General features: G+C 57.3%; 18 protein-coding genes and 1 tRNA gene. 13 read left to right on the top strand and 6 right to left on the bottom strand.

Annotated elements, in window-relative coordinates:
- Positions 1-17: 17 nt before the first annotated feature.
- Genes ACY692_RS02170 through ACY692_RS02145 form a run of 6 tightly spaced genes read right to left on the bottom strand, consistent with a single transcriptional unit; the run spans position 18 to position 5953 of the window.
- Positions 18-1439 (bottom strand): hypothetical protein, encoded by a 1422-nt coding sequence (locus tag ACY692_RS02170; RefSeq protein WP_462323689.1) that lies wholly within the window; start codon positions 1437-1439, stop codon positions 18-20.
- The gene (locus ACY692_RS02165; protein WP_462323688.1) at positions 1440-2702 is read right to left on the bottom strand and encodes a hypothetical protein; all 1263 of its coding nucleotides are present in this window, start codon (positions 2700-2702) and stop codon (positions 1440-1442) included. It lies immediately after the preceding gene.
- 54 nt (positions 2703-2756) lie between these two features.
- Positions 2757-3791, bottom strand: coding sequence for a hypothetical protein (locus tag ACY692_RS02160; protein ID WP_462323687.1), 1035 nt, complete (start codon positions 3789-3791; stop codon positions 2757-2759).
- Positions 3791-4921: a hypothetical protein gene (locus tag ACY692_RS02155; protein ID WP_462323686.1), complete on the bottom strand. Its 1131-nt coding sequence runs from the start codon at positions 4919-4921 to the stop codon at positions 3791-3793. The genes ACY692_RS02160 and ACY692_RS02155 overlap by 1 nt, the downstream gene beginning before the upstream one ends.
- 3 nt (positions 4922-4924) lie before the next feature.
- Positions 4925-5062 (bottom strand): hypothetical protein, encoded by a 138-nt coding sequence (locus tag ACY692_RS02150; RefSeq protein WP_462323685.1) that lies wholly within the window; start codon positions 5060-5062, stop codon positions 4925-4927.
- A 12-nt stretch (positions 5063-5074) separates the two neighbouring features.
- Entirely contained in the window at positions 5075-5953 is an 879-nt protein-coding gene (locus ACY692_RS02145; protein WP_462323684.1) for a hypothetical protein, read from the bottom strand.
- Between the two features lie 240 nt (positions 5954-6193).
- Here ACY692_RS02145 and ACY692_RS02140 point away from each other — a divergent pair, with 240 nt between their 5' ends.
- The 13 genes from ACY692_RS02140 to ACY692_RS02080 all read left to right on the top strand — a co-directional run bounded on the left by ACY692_RS02140 (position 6194) and on the right by ACY692_RS02080 (position 17111).
- A complete protein-coding gene (locus ACY692_RS02140; protein ID WP_462323683.1) occupies positions 6194-7030 on the top strand; it encodes a hypothetical protein in 837 nt (278 codons plus the stop codon).
- A 126-nt stretch (positions 7031-7156) separates the two neighbouring features.
- A complete protein-coding gene (locus ACY692_RS02135) occupies positions 7157-7666 on the top strand; it encodes a LysM peptidoglycan-binding domain-containing protein (protein WP_462323682.1) in 510 nt (169 codons plus the stop codon).
- Positions 7667-7981: 315 nt separating this feature from the next.
- Positions 7982-9820 (top strand): triose-phosphate isomerase, encoded by a 1839-nt coding sequence (locus tag ACY692_RS02130; protein ID WP_462323681.1) that lies wholly within the window; start codon positions 7982-7984, stop codon positions 9818-9820.
- Complete coding sequence (locus ACY692_RS02125) at positions 9792-10931, top strand: ion channel (protein ID WP_462323680.1); 1140 nt, start codon at positions 9792-9794, stop codon at positions 10929-10931. The genes ACY692_RS02130 and ACY692_RS02125 overlap by 29 nt, the downstream gene beginning before the upstream one ends.
- Positions 10928-11440, top strand: coding sequence for a cyclic nucleotide-binding domain-containing protein (locus tag ACY692_RS02120; protein ID WP_462323679.1), 513 nt, complete (start codon positions 10928-10930; stop codon positions 11438-11440). The genes ACY692_RS02125 and ACY692_RS02120 overlap by 4 nt, the downstream gene beginning before the upstream one ends.
- A gap of 153 nt (positions 11441-11593) precedes the next feature.
- The gene (locus ACY692_RS02115; RefSeq protein ID WP_462323678.1) at positions 11594-12076 is read left to right on the top strand and encodes a hypothetical protein; all 483 of its coding nucleotides are present in this window, start codon (positions 11594-11596) and stop codon (positions 12074-12076) included.
- A 4-nt stretch (positions 12077-12080) separates the two neighbouring features.
- Complete coding sequence (gene coaBC, locus ACY692_RS02110) at positions 12081-13289, top strand: bifunctional phosphopantothenoylcysteine decarboxylase/phosphopantothenate--cysteine ligase CoaBC (RefSeq protein ID WP_462323677.1); 1209 nt, start codon at positions 12081-12083, stop codon at positions 13287-13289.
- A complete protein-coding gene (locus ACY692_RS02105; RefSeq protein ID WP_462323676.1) occupies positions 13280-14020 on the top strand; it encodes a hypothetical protein in 741 nt (246 codons plus the stop codon). The genes coaBC and ACY692_RS02105 overlap by 10 nt, the downstream gene beginning before the upstream one ends.
- Positions 14021-14150: 130 nt before the next feature.
- Positions 14151-15482 (top strand): NfeD family protein, encoded by a 1332-nt coding sequence (locus ACY692_RS02100; protein WP_462323675.1) that lies wholly within the window; start codon positions 14151-14153, stop codon positions 15480-15482.
- A 91-nt stretch (positions 15483-15573) separates the two neighbouring features.
- Complete coding sequence (locus tag ACY692_RS02095; protein WP_462323674.1) at positions 15574-16434, top strand: slipin family protein; 861 nt, start codon at positions 15574-15576, stop codon at positions 16432-16434.
- A 65-nt stretch (positions 16435-16499) separates the two neighbouring features.
- Positions 16500-16769: a hypothetical protein gene (locus tag ACY692_RS02090; protein ID WP_462323673.1), complete on the top strand. Its 270-nt coding sequence runs from the start codon at positions 16500-16502 to the stop codon at positions 16767-16769.
- Positions 16762-16938 (top strand): hypothetical protein, encoded by a 177-nt coding sequence (locus ACY692_RS02085; RefSeq protein WP_462323672.1) that lies wholly within the window; start codon positions 16762-16764, stop codon positions 16936-16938. Before ACY692_RS02090 ends, ACY692_RS02085 begins: the two co-directional genes overlap by 8 nt.
- Before the next feature lie 97 nt (positions 16939-17035).
- Positions 17036-17111 (top strand) — tRNA-Phe (locus ACY692_RS02080).
- Positions 17112-17117 lie beyond the last annotated feature (6 nt).

Below are 17117 nucleotides of genomic sequence, written 5' to 3'. Positions count from 1 at the left end.
CTGTATAGGATATAACCTCAGAAGGAGGCCTTTTCCCTGGCCTGTATCTTGGCCATCTCTTCCTCGGTCAGCCGATCGGCCATATCCAGGGCCAGCAGACAACGGCCCAGTCCGTCGGCATAGTTCTGGTCCTCGCTCTCGTAACGGTCAAAGGCGAACCGGTAGACCTCCAGGGCCCGTTCAAAATCCCCCAGGGCCTCCAGGGAAAGGGCCATGTTGTAGAGGTCCTTGACGTGGTCTTCGAGATAATCGTTGGCCTCTCCGACCAATTCGTCCCCATCAAGAGGCACATAGGGCTCGACCGATCCCGCGTCCTCCCCTTGTATCGATTCCTCGTAGTCGGCCCGATGGGTCCGGGCGATGACCGCCTTGGCCGCTGCCACAAAATCCACATCATAAAAATCCACGGCAATGTCGTCATACCCCTGGGCAAGCTTTGCCCGAGCGATATATTTGACATTTCCCATATAGGCTTCCGCGGAAATGAGCGTCTTGGTCTTCTTGTCCAATCCGGCAACGGTCACGGGCAGATCTTCCCGGTGGGGGGCGATCAGGTTCTGGAGGCGTGCCCCGATCTCACCACACATCTCCACCTGGGATTCCAGATCCACGGGCATGGTGCACACATCCACCGTGGTGCATGCGTCCAAATCGGCCTTGGCCTCTTTTTGTCCCCCCAACCCCATGGAGCCCATGAAGGAGGACAGGCCTGACATGAATCCCCCTTCATCCGTGCTCAGGGTCTTGATCTTCCCGGCAACCTTTCTGGCCGTGGTCAACTCAAGCCGTTTGGAGAATTCCCCGTTGACGATAAAGGCCGGGCGACTGGCCACTTCAAAGACATGGGTCACCTTTTCCACATGCCCGTTGCGGTCCAGTCTGTAGACTGAAAGCCCCATCATCAACGTGGCCTGTTGGGCCCGGTACCGTTTCTCGTAAAAGACGTCCTTGGCCCTGGTGGTTACCCTTTTCGTGCAGTACCGAGGATTCCCGTCGTCGTCATACCCGCAGACATAACGAACTTTCTTCCATGATTCCAACCGCATCTTGCTCGGCATGTAGTTACGATATTCGTCAGCCACCTGCCACCAGACCCGACCGTACATAACCGCATCCAAACGGGACTTGAGCCGACTCCGGGCAACCTGACGCGTGATCTGTCGTTCCAGGGGGAGATCGACCAGGGAATAGAACGGGTCCTTGTAAAAAACATCGGCCACGGTCTGCCGGGCAAGTCTGCATGTCTCCCTGTCCGCTGCAAACACGCCGGAACCGAGCCCTGACGGGATGGTATTGAAATCCAGCAGCGCGATCTTGCTCACCCCGGTCAGTTTGAGTTCACCGGGCTGGAGCACGGAGATCTTGGCCTTCTGAACACAGCCCACGGACAGGGCCATGACCAGGACGATGAATAAGGTCTGTACGTTTCTCCGTATCATCTAACGCTCCTTGTTTTCCTCTTCTTCGTACACGCCCTTTATCTGCCCCGGCAGGGTCAGTACCTTGTCGGCAAGTTTGCTCACCCGTGCCAGAGCAGAGGCTGCAGCACTATTAGCCGGGTCCGCTCCCGCTGCCATTTTGTAGAAATCAAGTGCCTCGTTGGTGATGCCCATGGCCTCGCACACAATGGCCATGTTCTCGAAATCCGGGGACCGGAACAAACCGGCCTCCAGGAGAGCTGTCTTCTTTTCCATGCGCAGGGTTTCGAGCAGGGTGCCGGGTGCCGGAGACCCGGCATCAGCAGCTTGAGCGGCCTGGATCTTCTCGGCAAAATCCTCTTTGATTTCTTTTGCTTCACGTGCATAGGCCGCCCCATTCTCCTCGAGGACAAAAGAGAGCCGCTTGTAGGCCTCGGAAAAGGCCGTGGCCTTGATCAGGGCAACGGCCGTGGGATCACCATCTTCATTGACGTACAGGGTCCGCTCCACCTTGTGCGGCGAGATGTCCCTGACGACCTCGGCGATGGAGGCGTCGAACAGGGAAGAGGCAATTTCCAGAACCGTGGGCAGCGCTTCCGCCGGATTGTCGCCACCGACCTTTTTCTCAAAGCTCAGATTCTTGAAGGTCTTTTCATAGACCACACGCCCCTGGTTGTCCCGGACCTCGACCCGCAGATCCCCCTTGGCCGTGATCTTGACGAACGGCACCTGGCTGACGTGTTCTTCGACCACCTGCCCGTCATAGTTGGGTACGGAATAGGGGACCCCGTCGTCAGAATACTGGACGCTGTATGGGATGGAGGCCAGGGAGGTGACCATCCGATCCTTGCCCGTAGACCGGGTCAGGCTCACGTTGGCCCGTGTCCTGATCTCGGCCCGTCGGATCAAACGGGCAGGCTTGATAGAGTAACCGTGGGCCTTGGCAAAGGTCTTGTCCAGACGCCCCAGTCCCCGGGCATTCCCGTGGATCTCGTCCTGAACGTTGAAAAACCGCTCCCTGTAGATCCCCGAGGCCAACCGCTGGTTCAGACAATTGACAAAGACCGGCCTGAGTTCGGAACGCTTGCCATATCTTCCGCTCAGGACGACCCGGGGCGGAGCTATGGCCAGATTTTGGATGGATGAAACATCCCGGACCACATCGGGCGGCACGATATACTTGGCCATCAGGCTCCGCTTCTGGGCCTGCTGACATCCTCCGAGCAGCCCCAGGCAGACCAGCACGGCGGTGATGACAACCCCGGGATACAGATTTGATTTCATGGTGCTATCCTTCCAGGTTTGCATGGACATTGTGTGGTGATCTCTTTGCATGGATCATTCCGGGCTCAGGTTGACATTGAGGCGCCGGGCATTTTGCTCCACGCGGCTCAGGGAATGGGCGCATCCGTCGATCAGGTTCTGGTTCTCCGTCAGGGCCACGATCCCGGCATAGCCGTCATGGACCTCGCGCAGCCTGGATTCGGCCACTCCAGAGGCCTCTTTGGCCATGAACAATAGATAAAAATTATTCAAATCGGTCTCCATGTCCCGCTCGACCACCTTCTCGTTGCCCTGCTTGCGGGCCTCATCCGCGGCATCGGCCCATTTTTCGTACAGACCGGGACTCAGATCGGCCAAAGGGGTCCGGGGAACAAGAGAAACGGCCCTTTTGGCGGCTGCGGCCACACGTCCCTGGACAAGAAGATCCTTGACCCGTTGGTCCCCGCCATCGGGAAGGATGACCCCGACCTGACGGTGCTCGGTGCTGAGCAGGTTGCGCATCCGCTTGACGATCTGACCGGCCAGCTTTTTTTCCAATGTTCCGTCCGTGGGCAGGGGACTCGACGCGTCTTCCCAGACCCCTTGAGCGGCCACGCTGTTGAAATAGACCATGGGTTCAAGGGTCCTGGCCTTGTAGATGGAGACCGAGGCCACATACGCTCCAATGGCCGAATGGCGCTTTTCCTTCACCAGGAACTCCCGCCCGCTCCCGCTCTTGTCGGTTTGGGATTTCTTGATCACCTTGAGATTATACGGGACCTCTTTGCGATTGTCGCGACGATACCCCTTGAACGTATTGATGTTCATGGCGTAGTCAAAGGGTTTTTTCGAAACGATGGTGAACCATCCGGCCTCGTTCAGCGTCCTGGTCAGATCCCGGACGAACCCCCTGGTCTGACGGCCCATGTTCCCGGAGGTGAACACCTTGACCCGGGCCCCCTTCTTGATCACCGAAATCTTCGACGGTATGTCAAAGGACAGGGTGGCGTTGGGCGTCAGCTTCTGCTGGACGCATCCCGTGGCCGCCAGCAGAACACACAAAAACCCTGCGAGCGTCCATTCCGTAACCGCGAACACATGCTTACTCATCAGAATCCCTCTGGATTTTCCCATTTGAATTTCAACGTCCGCCCATCCTGCTTGAAGAGTACCCTGTACCCGTGCTTTTCCATGATATCCTGGATGGCCTGGGCCAGGGCCGACCCCCTGAGATTGGACCAGTAGCTGATCTTGAAATTGACACTGTCGGCCGTGTCCACGTCATGCCGGACATACCCGTTCAAGGCGGCCACTTCCTGCTCCAGAAGCTCCTTGTCCGGAAATTCGTAGAACCCGAGCGTATATCTGAATCCGGTGCCCTTCTCCACCTCGGCCTGGAGTTCACCGACCAGGGCGGTGGCCACATCGGCGGCAGCGACGAACACGTCCTCGGAAGCGGTGGTCACGGCCGTTCTGTATTGCTGGGCCCGCGTGAGGCCAACCAGGGAGATCGATCCGGCATCGCGGGTGGACTGCCCCAACAGATGACCGTCGGAGATGCGGACTCCCTTGAGATCCAGATCCAGCCCGGCCGACCTGCCGGCCATATCCGGAACCATCTCCAGCTCAACGGACACATAGTAATCCGCCTGCAGCCGAGACCGATTGGCAACGGCCACGTCCTTGTCCAGCTTGCCGGGCAGGTCCTTGAACCGGGTTTTCATGAGCGGCCAGTCCACCACCTCGAACCGGAACTTATCCCTGAACACCTCGGCCACTGCGGCCACAAGGGGGTCAAAGACCTCCGTCCCCGAAGGCACGGCATCGATGTCCGAATCATCCCCAAAGACAAGAATCCTGGGATGACCGGCCATCTTCATCAATATCTCCAGGGTCTGGGCGTGGGTCTCGATCTGACCGGCATCCACCCGGGCATCCACGACCACCGTAAAACCGCCGTCCGCTTCTTGGGTTTCATCGAGAATCTTGTAACTCTCCACGTATCCTTTGGAATGGGTGACGATCTCATCCTTGATGACCTGGAAATCGACCACATCCGTGCTGCTTTTCACGGTCACTCCGACAACCTGTTCCACGGCCACCTGCAGGGCATTGGTCAGGGCATGATCCCTGTCCACACCCATACCCCGGACTTGAACGGCCCCGGAAGAAACCGGAAAAAGAAAAATGACCATCCACGCCAGGGCCACCCACAGGCCCATTCGGCATTTGTTGTCCATTGTTCACCTGCCTGGATTGAAATGGATGAAGTATACCGGCACGGGAATCCCCCGCCCGGCCACGGTGCCGCATGGACGCCGGTCCATGAACGTGGAAGGGCAATCCGCGGCCGCGGTTGCCCTTCCGTTGCTAACGGCCATTCCTGTGGTCTTCTACCACTCGCTCTGCTCCTTGACCCGGCGCTGACGGACCTTCGCCGACTTGACCACCTTGACCTGGTTGCCAGAGAGATACACCCGTCCGCGCATATTCATTTTTTTCAGTGCCTTGTTGAAATTTCTCTTCAGCTTGGCGGAATTTATTGACGATTTGTACAAATATTCGTGGTGGGTGGACGTGTTCAGGGCGTTTTTCTTGGGCCGGTGACTGTCGTAACCGGAAAAGATGACCAGATAATCCTCCATATTCATCATGTCATCGGCAGTGAAACCGTCGAAGATGAGTGTCCACTCAATGAGCTGCCCACCGGGCTGGTCAACATACCCCGACAACCGCTGGGCGATCTCCGCGCCCACATCCCGTCCAATGAGCTTGGCCATCTTTCCGACCCCTTCAATGATGTCATTGCGGGAATAGGGCTTGCGCAGGGGCTGGTATTGTTGGGGTTCGAGTTCAAAGTTCCCCATCCGCGATCCGGAATAGACATCGAGCATCCGTCCCATGACCCGGGCCGTTGCCTTGACGGTGCTGTAGCTCTCCTTGACGTCCGGATAGATGGTGAAGATAACGGCCACGTCCATGCCGGCATCCTTGGCGATACTTATCAGCTCGGCATCGGTCCTTCGCTGCCGGCCTTGAACATGGGTGTCCATGGTCATGGCGGTCTCGTCCTTGACATCGAATCCCTCATTGAGCATCTGGTTGACCATGGCGTTCAGGACACGGTCGTACACGCGGGAATGTCTGGGAATGGAATCCCTGTCCACATCTTCACCCATGATCATCACCCGGGGAAGATCAGCGGCCATGAGGGTTCCGGCCATGACAAACATCCCGACCATCGTCACACACAATTGCAGCATCCGTTTCATTCCCGTCCTCCTTTGTTGGCATCACTCCCCTGTGTGGGGCGATTTTCTTCCGTTTAGCCAGATAACGCGCCATCTTCCTGCATCAACCATTCGCAGTCCCGGTCGTCTGGTTCTTGAGCATAAAACATAAAGAAAATTACCTCCCAACTCAAGAATAATTTTACAATATGTCCTACATCGTTCCCCCACATAGTCCGCTCGCCCCGACTGGACGTAGCTTCCCGGTCGGATCAGGTCCGCTTGACAAGCCGCATAAACGATGAACAATACCCCACGCACCCCGAACGAGCCCGCCTGAACGGCTGCGAGAACGGACCGCTCACCCAGGCCGCATTGGATCTACACCACAACCCCGAGAACAACGCCATGTCACAACCATGGATCAAACAAAAACGCGATGAATTCGTCCGGGACGTCCTCAGGGACTTCTGTCTGGTGTCCATACAGCTCGAGAACGAGTTCACCCATTACGACAACCATGGCTTCACCCGGTTCACCTTCTTCAAGGATCTGCTCGGGGCACGGACGAACAAGGGACAGCTCTGGCGTCTCAAGGACACCGCCCATCTTCTCTTCCAGAACGAACCCGGGAAGAGCATTGTCGCCCATTACCTCGACTGGGCCATAGGATACATTTTCCACGAATGCATGAAGCTCATGGAAGACAGCTATCAGCGCAGACGGTACAAGCCCTGGTTCGAATCCCTGCCCCCCAAGAATGGCCTGGCCCCTGAGGAATTGCTCATCGGCAAGGAGTTGTATATGCTTATTGAACAGACCAAGGAGAGTATCGACAGGGAGGTCAAACGGGTCCGTTTTCTGCTCTTCCATTGCCGGCGCATGCTGACCATCTATCTCCCGGCCCATAGGGACAATCCGCTTCTGGCCCGGTTCATTTATGACCATGACGATCTGGTCCATCAGGTTTTCCGCAGTGGCTATGGAGAATTTATTCAAGCCATATACGATCAGTCCAGGGACCAATTATACCTCCTGGCCGCCGAGAGCCTCGAACGGGGCGGATGGCACAGGGAAGCCAGGGAAGCCCTGCACAAGGCCGGACAGCAGCCCGAATAAACCAATTCATTCTTGCAAGCCTGAGCAATAGATGCTAATATTTATTTTCTTTGCACAAAGGATTACCCAATTGCACATGTTCGTCACCCAGCCCGTGCCATCAACTTTGATAGGAGGAATTTTTTCATGAAACGATTAATCGGACTCATTTTCTTGGCCGCACTGCTGCTCAGCTTCGGTTGCTCCAAGAAGACCAAGGTGTCCTGCCCAGAGCCGGAAACGCCCCAACAGAAAGAACAGGTCGTCGAAGAAGTGGTTGTGGAAACCGAGGTTGAAGAAGTGATCATTCCCACTCCGGTTCCCGAACCGACTCCAATGGAAATCTATGAGAAGGATTACGCCGAGTTGCCGACCCAGTACCAGGTCGCCAAGGGAGACTGCCTGTGGTGGATCGCCGAATTCAGACAGGTCTACAACGATCCGTTCATGTGGCCCCTGATCTACAAGGCCAACCGGGGCAAGATCAACAACCCGGACCTGATCTATCCCAACCAGGTTTTCTCCATCCCCAGGGACTTCAACATGGGCGATCTGACCGCCAGCCGCAAACAGGCCGGTGCCCCCCAACCCTATGTCTCCCCGAGGGACGCCAACCTTCCGGCCAATCTCCGGGCCGAGCTCGGTTGGGGCTTCTAGCCAGGCCACGCAGCAATCCAAAGCGCCCCGCCTCCCGGCTGGGGCGCTTTTTTCTATGGGCAGGGACCGTAATTATCGTTCACATTCTTTGCACTCCCCATTCCCTGCTCTGCAGGCCGACTGTCCTGCTATTTTTAGCAATCCGGGACGATCAGCGGTCCACGCCATTTTCTCCGCCATTCCCCCCACGGGACAACCAAATCCTGATACTACGCGCACGTTACTCCAAAAGAACACCTATCCTTTCCTCCGCGCTCCCGTGGGACTATCGACGCGGAAGCAATGCCGTTTTAACTTCAACGCCCTGGAGCACCCATGCTGAAAAACGGACTTCACTTCAACCCGGCCCGCCTGGACCACGACCTGGTCAACGTGGAGCAACCGGAGTTGTATCGATCCATCTATCCATACAAAAAAATAGGGCGGATGCCCTTTGACGACAACTTTGTCCTCCCCCGCGTTCCCGAAGAGCTGTTCATTACCGACACGACCTTCAGGGATGGGCAGCAGGCCCGCCCCCCATACACGGTCAAACAGATCGGCGAGATCTTCGACCTGCTGCACAGGATGGGCGGGCATAGCGGCCTTATTCGGCAGAGTGAATTCTTCCTCTACTCGGATAAGGACAAGCACGCGGTGGAACTTTGCCAGAAAAAGGACTACCGGTTCCCCGAGATAACGGCATGGATCCGGGCCAACACCGAGGATCTCAAACTGGTCAGGGACATGGGGATCAAGGAAACCGGCATGCTCACCTCGGTGTCGGATTACCACATGTATCTGAAGCTGGGGAAGGACCGCAAAACAGCCATGCGCGATTATCTCAAGGTGGTCGAGCAGGCCCTGGACTACGGGATCATTCCGCGTTGCCATTTCGAGGACATAACCCGTGCCGACATCTATGGTTTTTGTATTCCCTTTGCCCGTCAGTTGATGTCGCTTTCCCGACAAAGCGGTATTCCGGTCAAGATCAGGCTCTGTGATACCATGGGGTTCGGTGTCCCCTATCCCGGCGCCGCCCTGCCACGCAGCGTGGGCAAGATCGTCCGCGCCTTCACGGACGAGGCATCGGTCCCCGGAGCATGGCTCGAGTGGCACGGGCACAACGATTTCCACAAGGCACTCATCAACACGACCACCGCATGGATCTACGGGTGTTGTGGGGCCAACGGCACCCTGCTCGGATTCGGCGAACGCACCGGCAATGCTGCCATCGAGGCCCTGGTCATCGAGTACATCTCCCTGACCGGGAACGATGACGCCGCGATCACCCAAACCATCTCTGAAATCGGGTCGTATTTTTCAACGGAGCTCGATTACAAAATCCCCCACAATTATCCCTTTGTGGGCAGGGACTTCAACACCACCAGTGCAGGGATCCACGTGGACGGCCTGCTCAAGAACGAAGAAATCTATAATATTTTCGACACAAAACATATCCTGAACAAACCCGTTCCCATCACCATCACCGACAAGTCGGGCAAGGCCGGGATCGCGTATTGGATCAATACCGCTCTGGATCTGGACGAAAGCAAGAAAATCGACAAACGGCATCCCGCTGTGGGGAAAATCTACAAACGGATCATGGAGTCCTATGCCCGCGGCAGGACGACCCGTTTCTCCTATGACGAGATGCATGCCATCGTGGCCCGGTTCATGCCGGAACTCTTTTCCTCCATCTTCGACCAGCTCAAATCCCTGGCCCAGGATATATCTACAAAAATCATCACCAAACTTGCGGAGGACCCGGCCATCACCTCCCTGGACCGCGGCCGTGCCGCCAAAGGTATGACCGGGTTCCTGGACGAATATCCCTTCATCCAATATATTTATCTGATTGACACCAAGGGATTCCCAATCACCTGGCAGGTCTCCCATCCAGAGGACAAGGAAATGTACCGCAGCAAGCTCGGTCCGGACCACGATTTTTCCAGCCGGGACTGGTTCATGGGCCCCATGAGCAGCGGTAAATTCTGCGTGACCGATTTTTACCGTTCCTACCTCTCGGGGAAACTCTGCCTGACCGTCTCCACTCCCGTATGCGACAGCGAAGACGACATACAGGGGATTCTTGGCGCGGACATTCGGTTCGAAGAACTGGTAAAGATCCAGCAAAGTATCGAGAATGATGAAAAAGAGCAGGAAATGGATTAGATCTCCCCTGGCCAAACTCGTTCTGGCCATCGGACTCTTGTTGACCCTGAGCTCGACCCTGTTCTATCTCATCGAACTCAGAGGTGGGGCCGACCGGGATATGCTCGAGGCCCTGTGGTGGTCGGTGGTGACAATATCCACGGTGGGCTACGGGGATATTGTCCCTCTTTCCACCGGAGGGAGGATTCTCGGTGTCGTGGTCATGCTCTCGGGTATCGGCCTCGTCTCCACCCTGACCGGTAACCTGGCCTCACTCCTCGTGGAACAGCACACCAAAAAACGCAAAGGACTCCTCAAGGTGAAACTCTCGGGACACGTGATCGTTGTGGGCTGGAATCCTTTTGGGTTCAATCTGATCAAGACCCTGGAAAAAAACATGGGCCAGTCATTGGAACATCTGGTCATGGTCAACACCCTCTCCCCGGAACAGCGGGACGGCATCGAACACCGGCTGGACAGGGACATCCACTCGGTCTCCGGTAATCCCGGACACGGGGCGGTCGCCGCCCGGACATCGCCGGACAGGGCACGGGTCATCTTTATCCTCTGCTCCGAAGAGCTGCCCCCGGCCGAGGCGGACCAGCAAAACATATATGCCGCGTTGACCCTGCGCAGTCTGGCCCCGAAAGTCCCCATCCACGCCGAGGCCATGCTGGCGGAAAACCGGGAACACCTCTTACGGGCCGGTGTCGACGACGTCATCGCCCGGGGAGAATTGACCGGGAACATTCTTGGACTCATGGGAACCACTCCGGCCTTTTTCCCCTTTTTCAAACATCTGGCCGGAGCCTCATCCCCGGGAATGCTCGGTTGTCGGTCCTTGAGCAGCGCGGAACAAGAGATGGTCTGGCGAACCTTCGTGCACGAGGTCCGCACGCGGGAGGGGACGCTTCCGCTGGCCCTCTTCAAGGAGAGCAGGCGCCTTTCGCTGAAGGACATTCTCGATCAGGAATCCTCTCTCGATCATTTCATACTGGAGCTCTTTTCCTCGACCGGCCAATCCACCCAAATGGGCAACCAAAAGCCCCAGGTATCCGTCAATCCCCACGATGAGCAATCCCTGGAAGGATTCGACGCGGTCATATTCCTTCGACCGGGGGAGCGGCCATGAAGATCGACTGGGCTTCCATCCCCCTTTTTGCAGGACTCTCTCCCGAGGAGACCGGTGTGGTCCGCACACTCTTTAAACCGGTAACCTACGGAAACAAGCGGGTGGTCATCGCCGAGGGCAGCGAAGGGGATGCCATGTTCATCCTGGTCAGGGGCAGGGTCAAGGTGACCAAGTCCATGCTCCTGCCGGAGGTATCCATCCCCATTCCGGGACTGCAAAACTCGCATAAGATCCTGGCAACCCTTGACAGCGAAACCTTCCCCTTTTTCGGGGAGATGGCCCTGCTCGACCGGGATGTCAGATCGGCCACAGTAGAGACGGTGGAACCATCGGAGTTCCTGAAGACCGACCGGAAAACGTTTTTTTCGCTGATCGCCGAACACCCGGGGATCGGGATACGTATACTGACCAACCTGGGCCGCCTTCTGGCCCATAATGTCCGTAAGGGAAACCGTGAACAGATCAAGCTGACCACTGCCTTGGCCCTGGCCCTGAGCCGTCAGGGATAACCCTGTCTCAGTCCCCCGTGGAAAAGGGACCGGTACACACACGTGTCCCTTGACATCCTTGCCGAGAACGGGTTTCTACACCTATTCTTCGTTCATGCCGTCGCAACAACGGCGGCCCATCCAAAGCACCAACCCACCAAGGAAGGTAAGTCCATGAAAAAACAACTCGTCATCCTCATGCTTCTCGTAACACTGTGCACGGCGTGCAGTGGTCTGGGCGGGGCCGAGACCACCACCCAGAATCCGGCCACCCCCGACCAGACCGAACCGGTGAATGCGGAAGAGGTCGATTCCTATTATGATTTCGACGATGTCCTCGTACCCAGGGAGATGGAAATCGACAGCAACAAATCCCTGGTCTTCGAAAGCCCCAACCTCAAGGCAGGGATGATGTTCTTCGAGGGACGTGTCGAACCGGTCTCCCTGTTCGATTTCTTTGTCAATTCCATGCCCAAGGATGGGTGGCACTCAACCAGTTCCTTCAAATACGGCCGGTACATCATCGGGTTTGAAAAACCGAACAAGGACTGTATCATCTCCATTTCCGACGGTTCGTTCAAGACCGGTTTGCAGATCTGGGTCAACGAACGAAAAGGCGGGGCCCCGAAAACCATGGAACGGACCCTGAGCGAATAATCCCATGGACCTTCTCTCGCTGTCCGCTTGCTCCGGCAAAAGAATCCATCTTGGCGTTACCGGTAGTATAGCCGCCTACAAAGGGCTGGACCTCCTCAGGTTGTACGTCAAGACCGGTTTAGGGGTTGGAGCGACCCTGACATCAGCGGCCTCCGAATTCGTGACGGATCTCTCCTTCACGTCCCTGGGGGCCGATCCGGTATACGGCTCTCTGTTCACCAACCAGGAACATCCCTACGGCCACCTGGAACCGGGACAGGTGGCCAAGGCATTGGTCATAGCCCCGGCAACGGCCAATTTCCTGGCCAAATTGGCCAACGGTCTTGCCGATGACATGCTTTCGACCCAGGCCCTGTCCTTTTCCGGTCCCCTGATCGTGGCCCCGTGCATGAACCCCAGGATGTGGGACCATGCGGCCACGCGGGCCAATTGGCATTCCCTTGTGTCCCGCGGGGTCATCGGCATCCCCCCCTGTACCGGGGACGTGGCCTGCGGAGATACCGGCCAAGGACGTCTGGCCGAACTGGACGAGATATACCTGAAGACCCTGCAGGCGGTGCTCCCCAACAACCTCGCCGGCCAGAAGATCCTGATCACCCTTGGCCCGACCCGTGAACACTTCGACCGGGTCAGGTTCTGGTCCAATCCCTCCTCGGGCAGGATGGGGTGGTCATTGGCCATAGCCGCCTGGCTCCGGGGGGCCGACGTCTGTGTGGTCCATGGGCCGGTCGACCTCTCCTTCCCCTCCGGCATGGCCACGGTCCCCGTTGCCACGGCCCGGGAGATGTACACCGCGTGCATGGACCAGTGGCCCGCCATGGACATGGCCTGCTGCACCGCGGCCGTGGCCGATTTTTCCCCGGTTCCCTACGACGGCGGAGGAAAACTCAAAAAGGACCAGTGCCCGGACGGTCTGCGGGTCCCATTTACCCGCAATCCGGATATCCTAAAAACCATGGGCGATGACAAGAGACCGGACCAGCGTCTGATCGGGTTCGCCGCCGAGGCCGGCGCGGATATCCAAAAAACCGCTCAGGCAAAACTCGCATCCAAGAACCTCGACCTGATCGTTGCCAACCGTATTGATCTCGACCAGGGCGGGTTCTTCCGCAGGAACAACTCGGTGCTCATTATCGATGGACATGGCAATATGGACCATCTTAACGATCTGCCCAAAACAGAAATCGCATGGAGGATATGGGATTGGCTCTAGGAGGAATCGACCTTTCTCTGCCCATGCACCTGTGGTACGAGCAGGGGCTCATGTCCATCCTGGCCGATCCGGAGACGGTCGCAGCCGCCCGTTTTCCCAAGGACCAGGGCAGCCGACCACCCGCCCCAAAAACCGCCACGGCCCCACATCCGCCCCCAAAAAATCGCTCCACGGAGCCATCCGCTCCTTCCCGGCCATCCAGCATGTCCGGACCCTCCCATCCCCAGAAAGAGGAGACACCTTCCCGTGGAGTGCCGGATCACCACCGTCCGGACCTCCCCCCTTCCCTGCGCGACTATTTCACGCGGATAACCATCCCCTCCTTCTCCGTATGGACCTATTGGGATCTGCCCGTGGATCTCGGGCCAACGCCCAACAAGGCCAGACAGAAACTGGTCAAGAACATGCTCGGGGCCCTTGGATGGCCCAAAGGGTCCGCCGTCTTCTGGCCCCTGTCCCGGTTACAGCAGAACACCCTTGTTGCCGATGTGGATCTTTTCACCTACGGCATCCGAGCCATCACTCCTGTATACATATTCTGCTTTGGCGAACAGGGATGTGAACTCCTGGCCCCGGACAAGGACCCGCGTACCTACCCGCGCACCCATTCTCCCCATACCTCCGCCATGGTCCAATTCCTTCCCTGCCTGAATGGTATGCTCCCGGATAACCGAGAAACCAAAAAAGCGGCCTGGAGCATCCTCAAGGCCTACTCCCCCATGCCCATGTAACCCTCTCTTGTCCGTTTTTTCTTGCCCTTCCCCCATCCACCGGGTACAAATTGCTATCCTGTGAGTTATATAGCCGCTCCCGTTATTCACCGGCCGGAGTCCCCGGTCTTTTGCATCCCGGAGGCTGCCCATGACCTGCCCACTGTCCAAGCTGGTGCCCATCCTCTGTCTGTTCACCCTTCTTTGTGTTGCTGTGCCCGTATCTGTGGCCGTTCCACTCCCCGGGGTCACCTGTCTCTATCTCCAGCTTGGAACACCCCTCGGACCCGCCCAGGCAGAGCTTCTCGACAACTGCCTGGAACAGGGAGACGCCATGGCGGCCGACCTGGTCCTCATTGGTCTGAACACTCCCGGGGGATTGGGAACATCCATGCGGACCATGGTCACCTCCCTGCTCAACGCCCCGGTCCCTGTGGCCATATGGGTCGGCCCCTCGGGGGCACGGGCGGCTTCTGCCGGGGTGTTCTTGGTCGCGGCATCCGATTATGCGGCCATGGCCCCGCAGACCTCCATCGGAGCCGCCTCACCGGTGAGCGTGACCGGCAAGGACGTCTCCGGGACCATGGCCAAAAAAATCCAAAACGACATCATCAGCCTGCTCCGCGGCATGGTTACGGCAAGGGGCCGGAACATGGACTGGTACGAAAAGGCGGTCACCGAGAGCGCGAGCATCACGGCCAAGGAGGCCGTGATGCAACGGGTCGTGGAATTCTTGGCCCCGACCGCGCAGGACTTTTTGGAGCAGATCGGTTCCAGGGGGTTGGTACGGGGCAAGGACACCCTCCATTTCGGCGCAACCCAGGTCCGCATGACAACATACGAACCGGGCGCCAAATATAAGCTCCTCGCCTGGCTGCTGGACCCGAGCATCGCCTATCTTCTTTTTCTCGGCGGCATAGCCGGTCTTTTTTTTGAATTTTCCAACCCCGGGGCCATCTTTCCCGGTGTGTTCGGGGCGCTCTGCCTGCTCCTTGGAATGTACGCCCTGTCCATACTTCCGACCACACCCGCCGGGGTTCTGCTCATTCTTCTGGGGCTCATCCTGTTCATTGTCGAGCTCAAAGTGGTCAGCTATGGACTGCTGACCATCGCCGGGATCGCCTCTTTGGTCTCCGGCTCCCTGATTCTCTTCGATTTCGAGTATGGGCTGGCCTCGCTCCCCCTCCGGATCATCATCGTGTCCATCGGTGGGATTTGCCTCTTGTTCCTGGCCATTCTCGTTCTCGTGGCCAGGGCCCACACAAAACCCAAGGCAATGGGCCTGGACGCCCTCGTGGACCGATCAGGGGAAATCCTGACCTGGGGAGGAAACAAGGGCCAGGTCAGGGTCCGGGGAGAACGCTGGTCGGCAATGGCCGATCCCCACCTTTCGTTTGTTCCTGGAGACAGGATCGTTGTGGTCAAGGCCGATGGACTTGTTCTACATATCGCCCCGGCTGGAGCTGCCCCCTCCACGGATTGAAAACACAAGGGACCGCCCGTCTGGGGACGAGCCTGGCGACAACCAAACGACCCGATAGATACACGCACAACCCAAACCATAGGGAGGATCCATGGTCACCCTCGCACCGATCATCGCCATCGTCGTCCTGTTCCTTTTCGCCGCCCTGAAGGTGCTCAACGAATATGAACGGGGGGTCATCTTCCGCCTGGGCCGGATCATCCAGACCAAGGGTCCTGGGCTGATCATCCTTATTCCGGTAGTCGACCGAATGATCAGAATGAGTCTGCGGATCGTCACCCTGGATGTCCCCCACCAGGACGTGATCACGCAGGACAACGTGAGTATCAAAGTCAATGCGGTCGTCTACTACCGGGTGGTCGATCCCCAAAAGGCGGTTCTCGAAGTCGAGGACGTCCATTTTGCGACCTCCCAGCTGGCCCAGACCACGCTACGCAGCGTGTGCGGCGCGGCCGAACTCGACGAGATCCTGGCCCACCGCGAAAAGATCAACACAAAGATCCAGAAAATCCTGGACGAACAGACCGACGCATGGGGGATCAAGGTCACTTCGGTCGAACTCAAGTACATAGACCTTCCCCAGGAGATGCAGCGGGCCATGGCCAAACAGGCCGAGGCCGAGCGGGAACGTCGGGCCAAAGTGATCAATGCCGAGGGAGAGTACCAGGCGGCGGACAAATTGGCCCAGGCGGCGGAAATCATCAGCACCAATCCCCAGGCCTTGCAGCTGCGATATCTCCAAACCATGCGGGAGATGGCCGCAGAGAGCCACGCAGCCACCATCCTTCCCATTCCCTTTGATATTTTAAAGGCTGCCGGCCAGCTGACCGGCCAGGCACCCAAAAAGCACGCACCTTGCCCCGATCCGGCCGAACTCTCTAGCCCGCCGCATCCCAGTAAAGAGGCGGACCGTTCTTCCAACGCAGCAGATGCCGGGCATGAAGCCTATTGATTGTTGGACAGCTCGCTGCTAAAAAAAATGTACTTTTTTGACCATAAACCGGAATACACGTACATATGGTGGAATCACTTTTCTTTCCCGGCGGGACATGGAGCTGGTTTGCCCTGTTCTGGTTTCTCCTCGGCGTGATGGGAACCTTGGTCTTTCTCTGCCTGGTCATCGCCCCGTTCTTCATTTGGAAATACTCACGGCAAACAGCGCAAAACAGCCACAACACCATGATGTATTCCAAACACCTCCTGGAAATGGTGGAAATGCGCCTTACAGCCATCGAAACCGCGCTCACCTCCCAGGACAACGAAAAGGAGTCGCACGACAGTGAATGAACAACAAATCATCAAATACCTTCTGGCGGGTGCCTGCGCACTCATGGCCATTCTGGGCCTGTACAATCTTCTGTTCACCGACAGTTCTTGGTTCATGAGCATTCTGTTCATGCTCATCGCCGGCGGGGTGTATCTCTGGACCAAATCGATTCTCGATCGCGAAGATTGATCCAAGACCAAAAAAACAAAAAAAATGGCCATCCCCCCAAAAAAACGCTTGCCAACCACCGAGGGTTTCTATAAACACCGTTCCTGTCGTTCGCGGTGCCGAGGTAGCTCAGTCGGTAGAGCAGGGGACTGAAAATCCCCGTGTCGGCAGTTCGATTCTGTCCCTCGGCACCAGTAACT

The sequence above is a fragment of the Desulfoplanes sp. genome, from assembly GCF_054921335.1.
This window is presented reverse-complemented; position numbering and strand designations above follow the sequence as displayed.

Excerpts from the sequence above, each read along its gene's own strand:
- ACY692_RS02090 (WP_462323673.1), top strand. The coding sequence starts at position 16,500 with ATGGTGGAATCACTTTTCTTTCCCGGCGGGACATGGAGCTGGTTTGCC.
- coaBC (WP_462323677.1), top strand. The coding sequence starts at position 12,081 with ATGGACCTTCTCTCGCTGTCCGCTTGCTCCGGCAAAAGAATCCATCTT.
- ACY692_RS02165 (WP_462323688.1), bottom strand. The coding sequence starts at position 2,702 with ATGAAATCAAATCTGTATCCCGGGGTTGTCATCACCGCCGTGCTGGTC.
- ACY692_RS02100 (WP_462323675.1), top strand. The coding sequence starts at position 14,151 with ATGACCTGCCCACTGTCCAAGCTGGTGCCCATCCTCTGTCTGTTCACC.
- ACY692_RS02095 (WP_462323674.1), top strand. The coding sequence starts at position 15,574 with ATGGTCACCCTCGCACCGATCATCGCCATCGTCGTCCTGTTCCTTTTC.
- ACY692_RS02120 (WP_462323679.1), top strand. The coding sequence starts at position 10,928 with ATGAAGATCGACTGGGCTTCCATCCCCCTTTTTGCAGGACTCTCTCCC.
- ACY692_RS02145 (WP_462323684.1), bottom strand. The coding sequence starts at position 5,953 with ATGAAACGGATGCTGCAATTGTGTGTGACGATGGTCGGGATGTTTGTC.
- ACY692_RS02130 (WP_462323681.1), top strand. The coding sequence starts at position 7,982 with ATGCTGAAAAACGGACTTCACTTCAACCCGGCCCGCCTGGACCACGAC.
- ACY692_RS02115 (WP_462323678.1), top strand. The coding sequence starts at position 11,594 with ATGAAAAAACAACTCGTCATCCTCATGCTTCTCGTAACACTGTGCACG.
- ACY692_RS02150 (WP_462323685.1), bottom strand. The coding sequence starts at position 5,062 with ATGGCCGTTAGCAACGGAAGGGCAACCGCGGCCGCGGATTGCCCTTCC.
- ACY692_RS02125 (WP_462323680.1), top strand. The coding sequence starts at position 9,792 with ATGATGAAAAAGAGCAGGAAATGGATTAGATCTCCCCTGGCCAAACTC.
- ACY692_RS02170 (WP_462323689.1), bottom strand. The coding sequence starts at position 1,439 with ATGATACGGAGAAACGTACAGACCTTATTCATCGTCCTGGTCATGGCC.
- ACY692_RS02160 (WP_462323687.1), bottom strand. The coding sequence starts at position 3,791 with ATGAGTAAGCATGTGTTCGCGGTTACGGAATGGACGCTCGCAGGGTTT.
- ACY692_RS02135 (WP_462323682.1), top strand. The coding sequence starts at position 7,157 with ATGAAACGATTAATCGGACTCATTTTCTTGGCCGCACTGCTGCTCAGC.
- ACY692_RS02155 (WP_462323686.1), bottom strand. The coding sequence starts at position 4,921 with ATGGACAACAAATGCCGAATGGGCCTGTGGGTGGCCCTGGCGTGGATG.